Source organism: Alcaligenes sp. EGD-AK7, assembly GCF_000465875.3.
In the GTDB taxonomy this organism is placed as follows: domain Bacteria; phylum Pseudomonadota; class Gammaproteobacteria; order Burkholderiales; family Burkholderiaceae_B; genus Alcaligenes; species Alcaligenes phenolicus.
On the sequence record NZ_AVOG02000001.1, the window covers coordinates 67,943 to 84,703 of the forward strand.

12 protein-coding genes are annotated in these 16,761 nt (G+C 57.5%); 5 read left to right on the forward strand and 7 right to left on the reverse strand.

Features of this window, described 5'->3' with window-relative positions:
- Positions 1–50: 50 nt before the first annotated feature.
- From N879_RS00295 to rpoD, 5 genes are all read left to right on the forward strand, one after another.
- Positions 51–1,346 (forward strand): adenylosuccinate synthase, encoded by a 1,296-nt coding sequence (locus N879_RS00295; protein ID WP_009455867.1) that lies wholly within the window; start codon positions 51–53, stop codon positions 1,344–1,346.
- 154 nt (positions 1,347–1,500) lie between these two features.
- Positions 1,501–2,046, forward strand: a complete 546-nt coding sequence (locus N879_RS00300; protein WP_021446480.1) for a phosphoribosyltransferase — start codon at positions 1,501–1,503, stop codon at positions 2,044–2,046.
- A gap of 122 nt (positions 2,047–2,168) precedes the next feature.
- Positions 2,169–2,381 (forward strand): 30S ribosomal protein S21, encoded by a 213-nt coding sequence (gene rpsU, locus N879_RS00305; protein WP_003799344.1) that lies wholly within the window; start codon positions 2,169–2,171, stop codon positions 2,379–2,381.
- A complete protein-coding gene (gene dnaG / locus N879_RS00310) occupies positions 2,378–4,381 on the forward strand; it encodes a DNA primase (protein ID WP_009455860.1) in 2,004 nt (667 codons plus the stop codon). Before rpsU ends, dnaG begins: the two co-directional genes overlap by 4 nt.
- A gap of 259 nt (positions 4,382–4,640) precedes the next feature.
- The gene (gene rpoD, locus N879_RS00315) at positions 4,641–6,863 is read left to right on the forward strand and encodes an RNA polymerase sigma factor RpoD (protein ID WP_021446482.1); all 2,223 of its coding nucleotides are present in this window, start codon (positions 4,641–4,643) and stop codon (positions 6,861–6,863) included.
- 215 nt (positions 6,864–7,078) lie between these two features.
- Here the strand turns inward: rpoD and N879_RS00320 are convergent, their stop codons facing one another.
- The 7 genes from N879_RS00320 to xdhA all read right to left on the reverse strand — a co-directional run bounded on the left by N879_RS00320 (position 7,079) and on the right by xdhA (position 16,750).
- Positions 7,079–8,353, reverse strand: coding sequence for a sensor histidine kinase (locus tag N879_RS00320; protein WP_031231909.1), 1,275 nt, complete (start codon positions 8,351–8,353; stop codon positions 7,079–7,081).
- A gap of 33 nt (positions 8,354–8,386) precedes the next feature.
- Positions 8,387–9,061 (reverse strand): response regulator transcription factor, encoded by a 675-nt coding sequence (locus tag N879_RS00325; protein ID WP_009455854.1) that lies wholly within the window; start codon positions 9,059–9,061, stop codon positions 8,387–8,389.
- A 59-nt stretch (positions 9,062–9,120) separates the two neighbouring features.
- A complete protein-coding gene (locus N879_RS00330) occupies positions 9,121–10,422 on the reverse strand; it encodes a methyltransferase family protein (protein ID WP_009455852.1) in 1,302 nt (433 codons plus the stop codon).
- A gap of 192 nt (positions 10,423–10,614) precedes the next feature.
- Positions 10,615–11,940 (reverse strand): guanine deaminase, encoded by a 1,326-nt coding sequence (gene guaD / locus N879_RS00335; protein ID WP_009455850.1) that lies wholly within the window; start codon positions 11,938–11,940, stop codon positions 10,615–10,617.
- A gap of 24 nt (positions 11,941–11,964) precedes the next feature.
- Positions 11,965–12,933 (reverse strand): xanthine dehydrogenase accessory protein XdhC, encoded by a 969-nt coding sequence (gene xdhC, locus N879_RS00340; protein WP_021446484.1) that lies wholly within the window; start codon positions 12,931–12,933, stop codon positions 11,965–11,967.
- Positions 12,930–15,257: a xanthine dehydrogenase molybdopterin binding subunit gene (gene xdhB, locus N879_RS00345; RefSeq protein ID WP_021446485.1), complete on the reverse strand. Its 2,328-nt coding sequence runs from the start codon at positions 15,255–15,257 to the stop codon at positions 12,930–12,932. Before xdhB ends, xdhC begins: the two co-directional genes overlap by 4 nt.
- Complete coding sequence (gene xdhA / locus N879_RS00350; protein WP_009458864.1) at positions 15,257–16,750, reverse strand: xanthine dehydrogenase small subunit; 1,494 nt, start codon at positions 16,748–16,750, stop codon at positions 15,257–15,259. The genes xdhB and xdhA overlap by 1 nt, the downstream gene beginning before the upstream one ends.
- Positions 16,751–16,761 lie beyond the last annotated feature (11 nt).

Below are 16,761 nucleotides of genomic sequence, written 5' to 3' on the forward strand. Positions count from 1 at the left end.
ATTGTTATTGGTCCGGCACCGTGCCGGCCTCCTTTATTCTGATACTAGACATGAGCAAAAACCTTGTGGTGATTGGCACCCAGTGGGGTGACGAAGGCAAAGGCAAGATCGTCGACTGGCTGGCCGAGTCCGCGCATGGCGTGGTTCGTTTCCAGGGTGGGCATAACGCTGGCCATACATTGTGGATTAATGGCAAGAAGACCATTCTGCGCTTGATTCCGTCGGGCATCATGCACGAGCACGTCACTTGCTACATTGGCAATGGCGTGGTGCTGTCGCCTGAGGCCCTCTTGACTGAAATCGCCGAGCTGGAAGCTGCCGGTCTGGACGTGCGTTCGCGCCTGCAGATCTCGCCCGCTTGCCCGCTGATTTTGCCCTACCACATCGCCGTGGACCAGGCTCGTGAAAAGCGTAAAGGCGACGGCAAGATCGGTACGACCGGTCGCGGTATCGGCCCTGCCTACGAAGACAAGGTGGCACGCCGTGCCCTGCGTGTTCAGGACCTGTACGATCCCGAAATCTTTGACGAAAAATTGTCCGAAGCGCTGGATTACCACAACTTCGTGCTGACCCAGTACCTGGGCGCTGAAGCTGTTTCCGCTGAACAGGTTCGCGACCTGGCCATGAAGCACGCTGAACAGCTGGCTCCTATGGTTGCTGATGTATCCAACAACCTGTACCAAGCCAAGAAAGCAGGGCAGAAACTCCTGTTTGAAGGTGCCCAGGGTGCATTGTTGGATATTGACCACGGTACATACCCCTTCGTGACCAGCAGCAACTGCTTGTCCGGTGCCGCTTCCGCAGGTTCGGGCGTGGGTCCTCAGGAATTGAGCTACGTGCTCGGTATCGCCAAGTCCTACACCACTCGCGTGGGTTCGGGTCCATTCCCGACCGAGTTGCTGGATGACACCGGCATGCGTCTGGCTACGGTTGGCAAGGAATTCGGTTCCGTTACCGGTCGTCCACGTCGTTGCGGCTGGTTTGATGCGGCGGCCATGAAGCGTTCGGTCATGATTAACGGTATTTCCGGTCTGTGCATTACCAAGCTGGACGTGCTGGACGGCGTTGAGCAAATCAAGATTGGTGTGGGTTACCGCTACAAGGGCGAATTCCTGGACGTCCTGCCCTACGGCGCACACGCGGTTGCCGAAGCCGAGCCCGTTCTGGAAGAAATGCCCGGCTGGACCGAGTCCACCGTGGGCGTGACTGACTACGACAAGTTGCCTATCAACGCTCGTCGTTATCTGGAGCGTATTGCTGAACTGTGCGATGTACCTATCGACATGGTTTCCACGGGGCCAGATCGCAACGAAACCATCGTATTGCGCGATCCGTTTACCAAATAAGCGATTTATCGCGGTATAATGCCTTGCACCGTTGTGCGGTGCGTACAGAGCGGCCTGAAGGGCCGCTTTGTCGTTCTGGACGCTGCGTTGGCCTACCAGACTCTTGTTTTGCAGGTACCAAAGCGCAGCTAGTGCATTTATATCTGGAATACATATGAGTCTGCCCCCAAATAGCGATACTGATGAATGGGTTTCCTGGGAACAATACAATCGCCTGATTGAACAATTGGCCCTGAGTATTCACGAATCAGGCTGGAAATTCGACAAAATTGTTTGCCTGGCCCGAGGCGGCATGAGAGTGGGAGACGTTATTTCGCGCATCTATGATGTACCCCTGGGTATTTTGGCCACCAGCAGCTATCGCGAAGCCGCCGGTACCGAACAGGGTGATCTGGATATTGCGCAATACATCACCATTACCCGTGGCACCCTGGATGGCAATGTGCTGCTGGTCGATGATATGGTCGATACGGGCAAGACTTTTATGCGTGTACGTGATCACCTGCGTGCACAGTTTCCCGCGATCACCGAGCTGAAAACCGCCGTTTTGTGGTGGAAAGGCCACGCCCAGGTCGACCCGGACTACTACGTGTCCAAGTTGCCCACAAATCCCTGGATTCATCAGCCTTTTGAGGACTACGATAGCATTCGCCCTCATCAGCTGGACGCCTGGATCCGTAAGGGTACCGGCCAGGCTTGATCGCTGGCATTCAGATAATTGGTGGATAGCCTAATTGCGCCTTGCTTGGTGTATGCCAGCAATCGTGCTACCATATTGGGCTATCTGTTACGCTAACTCTTTTTACAAAGGTCAGGGATTACATGTCCATTGTTCGCCTGAAAGAAAACGAACCCTTTGAAGTTGCTCTGCGCCGCTTCAAACGCACTATTGAAAAAACCGGTCTGTTGACCGAGCTGCGTTCGCGCGAATTCTACGAAAAGCCAACGGCTGAGCGCAAGCGCAAGCACGCTGCCGCCGTGAAGCGTCACTACAAACGCATCCGCAGCCAGCAACTGCCTCCACGCTTGTATTGATCCCTGAATCTTTTGTTCAGGAACTGCTCGCCCGTGTCGATGTCGTAGATGTCGTCGGGCGGTACGTGCAGTTGCGTAAAGGCGGGGCCAACTTGCTTGGCCTGTGCCCTTTTCACAACGAAAAATCCCCTTCATTTACAGTCAGTCCCACCAAGCAGTTTTACCATTGCTTCGGTTGTGGCGCTCACGGATCGGCTATCTCGTTCCTGATGGAACATACCGGGGCTTCATTCCCCGAGGCGGTACGCAGCTTAGCTGGTTCCGTCGGAATGACTGTGCCCGAAGCAGATCGCACCCCACGCCAACGTGCTGCCGATGCGCGTCGTAAAGACGAGTTGTCGCGTCAGCATCATATTCTTGAAACGGCACAGGGGCACTACCTACGTCAGCTAAAACAGTCACCCATTGCCATCGACTATCTAAAACGTCGTGGCCTGGATGGGGAGACGGCTGCCCGTTTCGGTTTGGGCTGGACAGGTACGGAGCGACGCGGCTTATCGGCTGTATTTCCGCAGTACGAAGACAAGCAGCTGGTTGAGTCCGGCCTGGTGATCGAGTCCGAAGATGGTCGTCGCTACGACCGTTTCCGTTCGCGCATCATGTTTCCGATCCGCAGTACCAAGGGCCATATCATTGGCTTTGGTGGCCGTCTGATCGAAAAAGGTGAACCCAAGTACCTGAATTCGCCGGAAACCACGCTGTTTTCCAAAGGACACGAGCTGTACGGCTTGTGGGAAGGACGTCAGGGCATACGCAAAGAAGGCTTTGTCCTGATTGTTGAAGGTTATATGGACGTGGTGGCGCTGTCGCAACATGGCTTGCACAATGCCGTAGCGACCTTGGGCACCGCGACAACCGAATACCACATCACCAAATTGATGCGCGCCAGCGACAGGCTGGTGTTTTGCTTTGATGGTGACGGGGCAGGGCGCAAGGCCGCCTGGCGTGCTTTGAATACCTGCTTGCCGCTGGTACGTGACGATGTGTCCATCCGCTTCATGTTCCTGGCGGATAACCACGACCCCGATTCTTTTGTTCGTGAGCACGGCGCTGCCGCGTTTCGCGAGCAGGCCCAGGAAGCAGCAGCTTTGTCGCGCTTCTTCCTGGACGAGCTGGCAGCCCGCCATCGCATGGACGAGGCCGAAGGCCGCGCGGCTTGCGTGCACGAGGCCTTGCCTTTGCTGCTGGAACTGGCTGACAGTACCTTGAAAGTGCAGATTCAGCACGAATTTGCCCGCATGGTGCTGCTGACGCCGGACGAGCTGGCGCAGCGCCTGAGTACCGTAGAGCCGGTTCGTCGGCCTGCTGTGGATACGCCGCCTGCTCAGGATGGTCTGGTAGCCAGACCACCGGTTCCGGCGCAGCCAGCACCATCTTCAGATGGCATGGAGCTGTTTGAGGACGGTTTTGATGGTTCGTTTGCTGACAGTCTGCCTATGGATGGCTGGCAGGACGACTCTGATTGGCAGCCTCAACCCCAGTATCAGGAGCGGCCAGTGACTGCTCGTGGCAAGGGCAAGAACAACCGTCAACGGACCGAGCGCGCTGTCGTGGGTGGCAGCCGTGCGGTGACGCCCATGGCCAAGCGATTGCTGCGCTTGCTTATTGGGCATCCGACTCTGGTGGGCGAGCTGGGCGATCAACAACTTGAAATTTTGGCGCAAAGTCCCCATTTACGTTTAGTGCAAGAGCTGATTGCCTTAAGCAATATCAGCTCGGCGCGTCACGCAGGTGCGTTGCTGGAGGCCGTGGACCCCGAGTCCGACCTGGCCCCTGTACTCGAAGCGCTGGCCACGGAGCTCTTGGGCGAAGAAGAATTGCCTGACCCGCAGGGTGAATGGCGTGATGCGCTGCATCGCATCGAACTGGATGCGATCAAGGCAGAGCAGTCGGCATTGGTGGCCACGGGTTTGCAAGAGCCCGAACAGCGTCAGCGTTATCAAGAATTGACACGCCGTATTGCTTTGTTGAATGCTGCTTATACTCGGCAAGTGAAGTAAAATATTGGGTTATGTGTTGTGTTTGTGGCCGGCCAGGGGGTTAAAACTGGTACGCGAGCAAATGCGGCGGGTTAGCGGATTGTGAACCACCTTATGCCTTGAGCCCATGAGCCAGGGATTAAATGACTTAGGGTTCGCTCGCGCAACACGCCCAGGAGCAAGCCGGTTGTGAACACGCTCATTATCAGGCTCTTGCCTGTACGACTCGGTGGCTACATATTTAGTGCCACAGGGGTAAATGGCGTCTATGGAAGAAAATATGACTCAAACGACTGGTAAAACCTCGACGACGGTCTCTCGGTCTGCTAAGAAAACTTTGGCCGCGACAGCAAAATCAGGGGCATCAAGCTCGGTAGAGCTCGATGAGCTTCACGAAAGTGGAGAGCCAGGCGCAGCGCCTGCCAAAAAGGCAGCTAAAAAGGCGGCTGCTAAAAAAACGGTAGCCAAAAAAGCGGCTGCCAAGAAAACAGCGGCTAAAGCCGCTACCGGCGGTCGCCGTGGACGTCCTGCAAAGAATGCCAATAACGACGGTATCGACTTTGTCGATGACGACGAAATGGGCGAAGAAGAGGTCATTCCTGATCTCAAGCCGGTGGCCAAGCGTGGTGCCAAGCGCGCCAAAGCCGAAAAAGATGTATTCGGTGTCCGTGGCCAACTGAGCCCTGAAGAACAGGAAGCCCGTCGCAATCGCCTCAAAGCCCTGATCAAGCTGGGTAAGGACCGCGGTTACCTGACCTACAGTGAAATCAACGATCACCTGCCCGATGATCTGGTGGATGTCGAAGCCATTGATGGCATTATCGGCACCTTCAGTGACATGGGTATCTCGGTTTACGACCAGGCTCCCGACGCTGACACCTTGCTCATGAGCGATAACGCGCCCATGGCATCCAGCGACGACGACGTCGAGGACGAAGCTGAAGCTGCTCTGACCACGGTGGACTCTGACTTCGGTCGCACGACTGACCCTGTGCGTATGTACATGCGCGAAATGGGTTCGGTGGAACTGCTGACCCGCGAAGGCGAAATTGAAATCGCCAAGCGCATCGAAGATGGCTTGAAGCACATGGTGATGGCTATCGCCGCCTGCCCAACCACGGTTAACGAGATCCTGGCCTACGTTCAGCGTGTACGCGAAGGCGTCATGCAGATCGACGAAGTGGTTGACGGTCTGGTGGACGATGATGGCGAAGAATACGCCGGTTCCGGTGTAACCGCTGACGACGAAGACGAAGGTCCAGCCGGCGGCATGAGCAGCAAGCAGATTGAATACCTGCGCAACAAGTCGCTCAAGAAATTCGACATCATTGGCGAATGGTTTGACAAGATGCGCGTGTCCTTCGAGTCCGAAGGTTACAAGAGCGCAGGCTATGTGCAAGCCCAGGAAACCATCCTGAACGAATTCATGGGCATCCGCTTTACCGCCAAGATGGTGGAAAAGCTGGCCGATACCATGCGCGAGCAGGTTGCCATCGTGCGTCAGCACGAGCGCGAAATCCTGAACATCTGTGTGGATCGTGCTGATATGCCACGTGCACACTTCATCAAGGCTTTCCCCGGCAACGAAACCAATCTGGATTGGGTGGTGCAGGAGGTGGCAGCAGGTCATCCTTACAGCTCCATTCTGGAGCGCCACATCCCTGCCATTCAGGAAGTTCAGCAAAAGCTGATCGACCTGCAAACCAGCGTTGTGCTGCCTTTGAAGGACCTGAAAGAAGTCAACAAACGCATGACCACGGGCGAAGCCAAGGCACGTAAAGCCAAGCGCGAAATGACCGAGGCCAACTTGCGTCTGGTGATCTCCATCGCCAAGAAGTACACCAACCGTGGCTTGCAGTTCCTGGACCTGATTCAGGAAGGCAATATCGGTTTGATGAAGGCAGTGGACAAGTTCGAATACCGTCGTGGCTACAAATTCTCCACGTACGCTACGTGGTGGATTCGTCAGGCCATTACGCGTTCGATCGCTGACCAGGCCCGCACGATTCGTATTCCGGTTCACATGATCGAGACGATCAACAAGATGAACCGTATCAATCGTCAGATCCTGCAGGAAACCGGCGTTGAGCCCGATCCCGCAACCCTGGCCCAGAAGATGGATATGCCCGAAGACAAGGTTCGCAAGATCTTGAAGATCGCCAAAGAGCCTATCTCCATGGAAACGCCTATCGGTGACGATGACGATTCCCACCTGGGCGATTTCATCGAGGACAACAACACCGTTTCGCCATCGGATTCCGCTTTGCACGGCTCCATGCGCGATGTGGTGAAAGATGTCCTGGATTCCTTGACGCCACGCGAAGCCAAAGTGCTGCGCATGCGTTTTGGTATCGAGATGAGCACTGACCAGACTCTGGAAGAGGTGGGCAAGCAGTTTGACGTCACGCGTGAGCGTATTCGTCAAATAGAAGCCAAGGCTTTGCGCAAGCTGCGTCATCCTAGCCGTGCCGACAAACTGAAGAGCTTCCTGGAAAGCCAGTAAGTCTTTAGCAGGTCTGCTTGAGCAAGATAAAAAACCCGGTCTGAATAAGACCGGGTTTTTTTTGTGCTCATTGCCCAGCCTTTTAAAATCTCTTTTCAAGGGTTAGGCGCTGCAGTTGAGAAAAGCTTACTAGGTCTTTGGTCTTGCCTGTCGCAATGAGTTTTTGATGCTCTTGGCGACACCGTTCGTGCAGATAAGTTTGCCGTTTCAGGATATCAGGACGGATCCAGATCCAGCTTGAATACACAGCCTTTGCCATTCGGCCCGCTTTGTACACTTAAACTCCAGCCTTGCGCCAACGCCAGTTGGCGTGCCAGTGCCAGGCCTATGCCTCTGTGGCCTTCTTCGCGCAGTCCTGTCGTCAGTTGTTTGCCCTGGCTGAAGTGGCGCTCAAAGATCAGGATTTGATCTTGTTTGGCAATGCCGGGGCCGTCGTCTTGCAAAGCCAGGACTGAGGGGGCAATCCAGCTCAGTTGCAGCTTGCAGGGGGCGGCGTGGTCGATGGCATTGCGCATCAGGATGCGCAGCAACATGGACAGGGCATAGGGGTCCAAGGTGTAGTGCAAGTGGTCAGGCACCAAATTGCTCCAACGTACTTGCTGGCTATCCGCATCCAGCAGGGCGACGGCCTGCCAGGTCTGTTGAGCCAGCTCGTGGACCTCGACTTCGCGCACATGGCGCTCTGCGGTGTAAGCCAGGCTTTCTGCGGCATCCAGGCTGGCGGTGACGGCATCGGCGTGGACCATCATGCGTTGCAGGCGCTGTTGTTGAGGGCCTTCGGGCAGTTGCAGCAGCAAAAGCTCGCAATCGCTGCGTATGGCAGTCAGCCCTGTACGCAGCTCGTGGCCCAGATTGGCGGCGAACTCGCGTTCATGCGTCAGTAGTTCCTCAACTTGCTCCTGCATGCGATTAAAGGCTCGGATCAGCCGGCCAGCTTCATCATCCTGGTGTTCGGGCAGGCCGGAGCGGCCGGGTGCCCAGTTTTCCAGATGGCGGGACAGGGTCAGCATGGGAGCCACAGCGTGGCGGGCTACTCGACGCCCGAGTAAAAACACCAGCAAAATCGTGGCCGAACCGATCAGGAGCAGAATCAGGCCAAACTCGCGTACTCGGTCTTCGTGAGGGGTGGCGCGATACACCAGATACAGCTGGCCTTGCTCTTTGTCCTGGCGCAGCACGTGCCAGGTGTCACTACCCAGATGAAATTCGTAAATGCCCGGTTCGGAAACACGGGCAAATTCGGGCAAATTGTCCAGAGTTTGGCCCGGCAAAAACCAATAGCTGTCCAGCTCTGCGCCCAGGGCTTCACTGCGGTCGTAGGCGCTGTCGGGTAAAAGAGTGGGGTTGCGAGCGTAAGAGACCAGCATGGCGTTGACCATCTCGTCTTCCATGCGCGCAAAGGCTACATAGGCCAGTCCCCCCATAATGATGACCAGCAAGGCGGCTATCAGGGTCAGGGCCCAGGATACACGCTGGGTAAGGGTGCTCATGAAGCGGCTGCGGCGCGGGGCTATGGCCATCCCTTAGCTCTCCTGTTGCAAACGCCAGCCCATGCCGGGCAAGGTTTCAATGGTGCCTGCGCCAGCCTCGGACAAGGCGCGGCGCAAGATATGGATTTGACTGCGCAAGGCTTCTGGGGACGGTGCACCCTGTGGCCACAGGGTTTTCTCCAGGGAGCGACGTGTCAGAATGGCTTGCGGGTCGCGTAACAGAGCTTCCAGCAACTGGCGGGCTTTGAAACTCAGGTGCAGTTCCTGACCGTTTACGCTGACCAGCGCCGTATCCAGGTTGTATTCCAGACTGCCCCAATGCAGTGAGCCGTGCTGTACTTGTGGTGGGCCACGACGCATCAGAGCGCGTAGCCGGGCCTCGACTTCAGCCAGGGCAAAAGGTTTGATCAGATAGTCGTCCGCCCCCAGATCAAAGGCCGTGAGCTTGCTCTCCAGCTGGCTGCGGGCTGTCAGTACCAAGGTCGGGATGGGTGTTTGACTGGACTGGCGCAGGGCCTGGAGTACACCAAAACCATCCAGACCGGGCAGGCCCAGATCCAGCACCAGCGCATCAAAGTCCTGTTCTTGCAGCAGTGTCAGTGCACCATTGCCGTCGTAGGCGGCATCCACAGCAAAGCCTTTCAGTTCCAGATAGGTATAAAGATTTTCGGCAATGGTCGTATCGTTTTCAACAATCAGGACACGCATGACAGCTTGTTCCACAGGGTTGGGACAGTTCTTGTGCAGCTTACTGCACTTGGGGACGATCAGGGTAGACGCAGAAGTACGGGTACCCAGCCATTGATTTGCAACCACTGTGCCAGGGCAAAGACGGGCCAGATCAGGAAGTAGGGCAAGGCATCGCGCAAGGTGCGGGCCAATCCTGTCAGGGACACTTGCAGTTCGTTCGGGCTGTTCCAGAGGCTCAGGCGTGGGATCAGGCGGGGCACGCGCTGGCAGTAGTCCTGATAATCCTGACCAAAGACTTTGTGCAGCAGAACCTGTTCTTCGTCGATCACATTGTTGAAGACGGCGTAGACAAACAAGGCGAGTATGGGGCCAAGCAGCAGGCTGCCGGACAGTGCACCCATGCCGGTGACGGCACACAGGGAAAACAGATACAGCGGGTTGCGGCTGATGGAGTAGGGGCCTTGGCTGATCAGGCTGGAGCCTTTATGACCACCCAGGTACAACATGCACCAGCAGCGGCCCAGGACGGCAATCAGGACCAGCCCCAGACCGGCCATTCGGGTGAATTGAAAGACCAGCGAGTCGACCGCCCATGTGGAGGCGAAGAAAGGCAGAATCACGACCATCAGGCCACCAAACATCCCCAGGCTGCGGCGACGTTGTACCTGAATGCTGGCCAGATGTTCCCAGGCCTCTGCAACCGTGGCGCGTTCGCCATGGGAGGCTGACCAGCGTTCGGGATTCACGATCAAGGGGTAGAAGGCGATGCTGCCCAGCAGCCAGACAAGCGCCAGTGAGGCAAACACTTGAGTCAGATTGATACGCTCTTGATCCGCTTCCAGCAAGCCCAACAAAAAGGCGCAGATCAAACCGGCCAGCAGGCCCCCCCAGCGCAGGCGGGCCTGGTTCAAGGCCCAACCGGCAAAGTACAGGTGTAGCAAGCCAGCGCCCACGGCGACGATGGCACCCACTTCCAGCAAGGGTTTGATCTCGGGTATCTGGTGATACAGCGATTCCAGGCTTGGGGAGGCGGCGGAGTACTGCAGAAGCAGCATCAGCAAAGGCACGGCCAGGAACAGGCTGGTGCCCAGCAACAGGATGCGTTTGCCTGGCAAGGCCTCTTGTCCGCGCAGCTGGCGCAGCTTCCAGGCAGCCAGGAACAAACCAGCGGCGGCAATCAGGCCGGTCAGCAGACCTTGAGCCTCTTTCATTTCATGGGCCATATGGCCAGGTTGCTGGCTGGATGCCAGCAAGGGATTGAGCGGGGACCAGTCCTGGGTCAGGCTGGCCAGCCAGAGAAACAAAAAGGTCACTCCCACAACCTGCGTCAGCAGGTAGAACAGGGAGTTGCGTTGCACCAGTGTTGATGTGCCGGACATAATCAAATCTCGCCAAGAAGAGGGGGGAGCCGGGGCTGGCTCCCTACTGACGGGATCAATGTATCGTTGGCACCGTAAAATCCGCGTTAAATCGAAAAACGCGTGCAGATATTTTTTGGGTAGACGGAAAAGAGTCCCTGGCGGCGGTTGTAATGATTGGAGTTGCCCGCCAGGACCCGGCTTCAGTTGTGTTTAGTGATCGCGCTGATGCACGCAGCGGCCTGCGCTGTAGCTGGCTTGAATGCAGCGATCGTCACCCAGCAGGGCCAGCATGAACAATTGCTCTTCCAGCGAGTTCAGCATGGTGCTGCGGCGGGCCATCAAGGGAGTGGCCTTGGGGTCCATCACAATAAAGTCCGCCTCGGCACCAGGAGCCAGCGTGCCGATTTGACCCTGCATGTCCAGTGCCCGCGCGGCCCCTTCGGTGGCCATGTAGAACATGGATGCGGCGGTCAGATGGTAGTTGTTCAGACGGGCCACTTTGTGGGCTTCGTTCATGGTGCGCAGCATGGAGAACGACGTCCCGCCGCCCACATCGGTGGCCAGGGTGTGCAGCACCTTGCTTTGGCGAATGGACTGGAAATCGAACAAACCAGAGGCCAGGAACAGGTTGGATGTGGGGCAGTGCGCCGCAATACTGCCGGTATCGTGCATGCGGGCGCGATCCTGCTCGTCCAGCCAGATACTGTGGCCGTAGATGGCGCGGGGGCGCAGCAGACCAAAGCTGTCGTACACGTCCAGATAGCTGCGGTTCTTGGGGAACAGCTCGCTTACCCATTTGATTTCGTCCTTGTTTTCTGCCACATGGGTTTGCAGAAACACATCGGGGTAGGCGCGGGCCAGTTCACCACAGGCGGCCAATTGCTCCGGGGTGGAGGTGGGCGCAAAACGGGGTGTCAGAGCGTACAGTTGGCGGCCCTTGCCGTGCCAGCGCTTGATGAGGTCTTCCGAATCGCGTGCGCCTGACTCGGCGGTATCTTGCAGATAGTCCGGGCAGTTGCGATCCATCATCACCTTGCCTGCAATCATGCGCAGATTGCGCTCGTGGCTTTCTTCAAAGAAGGCATCCACGGATTGGCGGTGCACACTGCCATAGACCAGGGCGGTGGTCGTGCCGTTGCGCAGCAGTTCGTCCAGAAACACACCAGCCACTTCGCGGGCATGTTCACTATCGCCAAAACGGCCTTCAGTTGGGAAGGTATAGGTTTCCAGCCAGGGCAGCAGGCCGCTGGAGGGAGAGGCAATAATGTCGGTTTGCGGAAAGTGCAGGTGGGTGTCGATCATGCCTGGCATGATGATTTTCCCGCTCAAATCCACGGTCTTTGTATCGGCAGGCAGGCTGCGCGACAGTTCGGCCCAGTCGCCACAGGCCTGAATCTGGCCCTGTTCGTTGACCAGCAGCAGGCCGTCACTGTGATAGCGCACGGCTTCGGAAGGATCTTCCAATGTGGCAGGGTCCGCGACAAAGTACAGCAGTTGGGCACGGTAGGCGCAGGCGGAGTGTAAAGAGGTAGTCATAGTGTCCTTGAAGTCGAGGTCGCATCAGCGACTGAGCTGGCCCATTTCATAGGCGTGGGTCAGCAATTCGGCGGCGACAGCCACGGCAATAATCGAGGGGGCCTTGCCCTTGATACCTGGCACGCCAATGGGGCAGACCAGTTCCTGAATACGGGATTCGGGCATGCCGCGTTGCTGCAAGCGGCGCTCGAATTGACGACGTTTGGTCATGGAGCCGATCAGGCCCACATAGGCCGTATCGGGGCGGCGCAAGATCTTTTGGCACAGAGCCAGATCGAGGCCGTGATTATGCGTCATCACCAGAAAATAGCTATTGGTCGGGGCTTGTTCGATCAGCGCATCGGGGATGTCGGTAATTTCCAGGCTGACATTGCTGGGTACCTGAGCGGGAAACAGTTCAGGGCGTTCGTCAATCCACAGAACCCGGCATGGCAGGGTGCCCAGAATCTGCACCAGTGCCTCGCCCACATGACCGGCCCCAAACAGCAAAATAGTCAGGGGCGGGGGCGGCAGGTCCTCCATCCAGACGCCTTGCGAGCCGTCGTACTCCAGTCGGGACTCGTCCACAATTGAAGGGCTTTGGATATCAACCTGCTTATTGCCGTCTGAGAGCAATTGTGAACGGCGGCTGGTCGCCTGACCGGCCCGCACGGCGCTATCCAGCTCTTCCAGCCAGCCCAGATCCTCGGCACCCAGGGTTTCGTACAGCAAGGTAACGACCCCGCCGCAACATTGGCCCAGACTGGGGCCCAGCGGCAGGCGGCTCATGCTCCAGCCGGGTCCGGAGGACTGACTGAGCATGACACGTGCCTGTTCTGCCGCTACCCATTCCAGGTGCCCGCCACCAATGGTTAACCACTGCTCAGTTTGGCTGAACAGCATGGCCGTGCCCGTGGTGCGCGGGGTGGAGCCTTTGGCCAGCGCCACCGAGCACAAAACCAGCCGCTCGCCCGCTTTCACACGGGCGAGGGCAAGAGAGGGCCAGCTACTCATTTCGCTTTGCGAATAGCCGCAACAGCCCGCATGACGGCTTCCGCAGTCGCAGGTGCGTTCAGCACGGGCTCAATCTGGTAGTTGCCTACACTGGCAACCGCATCACGGATCGCGTTAAAGACGCAGAACGGTAGCAGCAAAGGCGGTTCGCCCACGGCTTTGGAGCGGTGAATCGAATCCATGGCGTTGCGGCCATCGAACAGATTGACGCGGAAGTCCATGGGGCAGTCGCTGATGGCCGGGATCTTGTAGGTCGACGGTGCATGCGTGGTGAGCTTGCCTTGAGCGTTCCAAACCAGCTCTTCTGTTGTCAGCCAGCCCATACCTTGAATAAAGGCGCCTTCAACCTGGCCAATATCCAGGGCCGGATTGATGGATTTGCCCACATCGTGCAGCACGTCAGCACGCAGAAGACGAGATTCCCCGGTCAGCGTGTCGATCAGCACTTCAGCGACGGCAGCCCCATAAGAGAAGTAGTAGAAGGGGTTGCCCTTCATGACTTTGGAGTCCCAGTGCAGGCCGGGGGTGGCGTAAAAGCCGTCGGACCACAGCTGGACGCGGGCCTGGTAGGCGTGCTCAACCAGTTGAAAGAAGGGCATGGTCTGGCCGCCGATCTGGACCTGACCCCGCTCGAATTTCACGCTGGACTCTTCCTCCGAGAAGAGCTGGGCAGCTACCGTCGTCAGACGCTGGCGAATCTGGTAGGCCGCATCCTGGGCGGCTTTACCGTTCAAGTCCGTACCTGTGGATGCCGCCGTGGCCGAGGTATTGGCCACTTTGGTGGTATCGGTGGCCGTGACCCGGATGTGCTCCAGATTCAGGCCCAGTTCATGGGCTACCACCTGGGCCACCTTGGTGTTCAGGCCCTGACCCATTTCCGTGCCACCGTGGTTCACCAAAACCGTGCCGTCACGGTAGACGTGGACCAGAGCACCAGCCTGGTTGAAGGCGGGTACGTTAAAGGAAATACCAAATTTCACCGGGGTCAGTGCCAGACCCTTTTTCAGTACCGGGCTGCTGGCATTGAATTCACGGATTTGTTCACGGCGCTGACGGTATTCGCTGGTTTCCTCCAGCTCGGCCACCAGTTCGTGAATGACGTTATCGACCACGGTCTGGTCGTAAGGCGTCACATTACGGTCTTTTTTACCGTAGAAGTTGATGCGGCGTACATCCAGCGGATCTTTGCCCAGGCGGCGGGCAATGGTGTCCAGGGCCACTTCCATCACCAAGGCCCCTTGCGGGCCACCAAAGCCTCGGAAGGCTGTGTTGGATTGGGTATTGGTGCGACCGCACAGCGCGCTCATGTCTACATCAGACAGGTAGTAGGCATTGTCAAAGTGGCAGATGGCGCGGGTTGCCACGGGGCCGGACAAGTCGGCGGAAAAGCCCGAGTTGGCGGTCATGTCCAGACGGGCACCCAGCAGGCGGCCTTCGTCGTCGTAACCAATATCGTATTCATAGTAGAAACCGTGACGCTTGCCGGTAATCATGAAGTCGTCGTCGCGGTCCAGGCGCAGCTTGATCGGGCGCTGCAGCTTGACGGCAGCCACACTGGCCACGCAGGCGTACAGAGCCGATTGAGATTCCTTGCCACCGAAACCACCGCCCATGCGACGGCATTCCACGTGTACCTTGTGCGCGCCAACGCCCAGACAGTGGGCAACCAGCTGCTGCATTTCCGAAGGATGCTGGGTGGAGCACCAGATATGCACGGCGCCGTATTCCTTGGGCACGGCGTAGGAAATCTGGCCTTCCAGGTAAAACTGTTCCTGACCATTGCACTGGAAGGTGCCTTGCAGGCGGTGTGGAGCCGATTCCAATGCTTTTTTGGCGTCGCCTTGTTTCAGGCTCATCAGGGGCAGAACACCGGCGTTCGCGGCCTTGGCTTCTTGTGGAGTCAAGATGGCAGGCAGCTCTTCGTAGGTGATCTTGCCCAGGCGCGCGGCACGGCGTGCCTGGTCGTGGGATTTCGCAATAACCGCAAAAATGGGCTGGCCAAAGTAATGCACCACGCCATCGGCCAGAATGGGGTCGTCATGCAGAATAGGGCCACAATTATTTGCGGCGGGAATGTCGGCAACCGTCAGGACGGCAATGACACCGGGCGCTTGACGCACAGCTTCCAGATCCACGTCCAGCAAACGGGCATGGGCTTTTTCCGACAGGCCCAGCGCAATATGGGCCGTGCCCTGCAATTCAGGCAAATCATCGGTATATGTGGCCGTGCCGCTCACGTGCAGGTCTGCCGACTCGTGCAGAAAGGACACGCCGACTCGTTGAGCCGTGGCGGTGTTCAGGTGGTCGATATTGTCAATTTTCATCACAAAGTCTCCAGGCTGGCTTGAGCTCGGTGAAAGACATTCAGCTGGGCGGGACTCAAAGCGTTTTCAGGGTGGGTTTCCAGGAAGAAGCGGTACAGCAAATTGGCCGCACTTTGATTGCGGTATTCGCTGCTAGCACGCATATCGCTCAGGGCCTGGTAGTCCTGTTGCAGCGCTTGCATGGCAGCTTGTACGTTTTCCTCGTTCCATTCCTGACCTTGCAGCACTTGCTCGGCGTGGCTGGCACGTTTAGGGGTGGCAGCCATACCGCCAAAGGCGATGCGAGCCTGTTTGACGATCTTGCCATCCAGTTCCACCGCAAAGGCGGCGCACACGGCAGAAATGTCCTGGTCGAAACGCTTGGACAGCTTGTAGGTACGGAATTGCCATTGTCCCTTGTTGCGTGGGACCAGCAGGCCTTGCACGAACTCGCCCGGTTCCATGGCGGTTTTCTGGTAGGCCAGATACAGATCTTCCAAAGGCAGCACGCGCTCGACTGCGCCTTTGCGCAGCACCACACGGGTACGCATGGCAATCAGGGCGGGCATGGAGTCGCCAATGGGCGAGCCGTTGGCCACGTTGCCGCCCAGGGTACCGGCGTTGCGGATAGGGAAGGAGGCAAAGCGTTGGCGCAGTTCTGTCAATTCGGGGTGGTCTTTGATCAGGGCGTCAAAAGCGTCGTTCAACAGCACGCCTGCACCGATATACAGATCGTCCTCGGTGGTTTTCAGTTCGCGCAGCTCGGCCACCTGACCGATATAGATCAGATGCGGCAAATCGCGGAATTGCTTGGTCACCCATAGGCCGATATCGGTGCTGCCAGCCAGAATGCGGGCTTGCGGATATTGCTCGCGCAGCTGGGCCAACTGGTCCAGCGTGCGGGGGGCGTGGAAGGTCTGGCCCTGGTATTCATAGGCCAGCATGCCGTCCTGACGAATGGCACGCAGCTTGTCTTCAATGGATTGGCGATCCATGCTGACAGCCGGATAGCTGTGCATGGCCTTGGCCGCATCAATAATGGGGCGGTAGCCGGTACAGCGGCACAGATTGCCCGAGAGCACATCGTCGATCTGTTCCCGGGAAACCGGGCCGTCTTCGGGCGAGTGCGTCATGTACAGGCCCCACAGCGACATGATGAAGCCGGGCGTACAAAAGCCGCACTGGGCACCGTGCCAGTCCACCATGGCCTGTTGCACGGGGTGCAGGGTGCCATCGTCCTGGCGCAGATCCTCAATAGTGTAGAGCACCTTGCCGTCCAGCGTAGGCAGCAGCTGGATACAGGCGTTTACGGCACGCAATTGCAGTTGATTGTTCTGGTCCAGTTCGCCAATCATGACCGTGCAGGCGCCGCAATCACCCTCGGCACAGCCTTCTTTGGTGCCGGTGCAGTGCAGATCCTCACGGATATACTGTAAAACGGTTCGCGTGGTCGGGGCCTGAGCCACTTCCTGTACTTCGCCGCGATAAATAAAACGAATTGGTCTTGTCTCCATGATCTCACTCG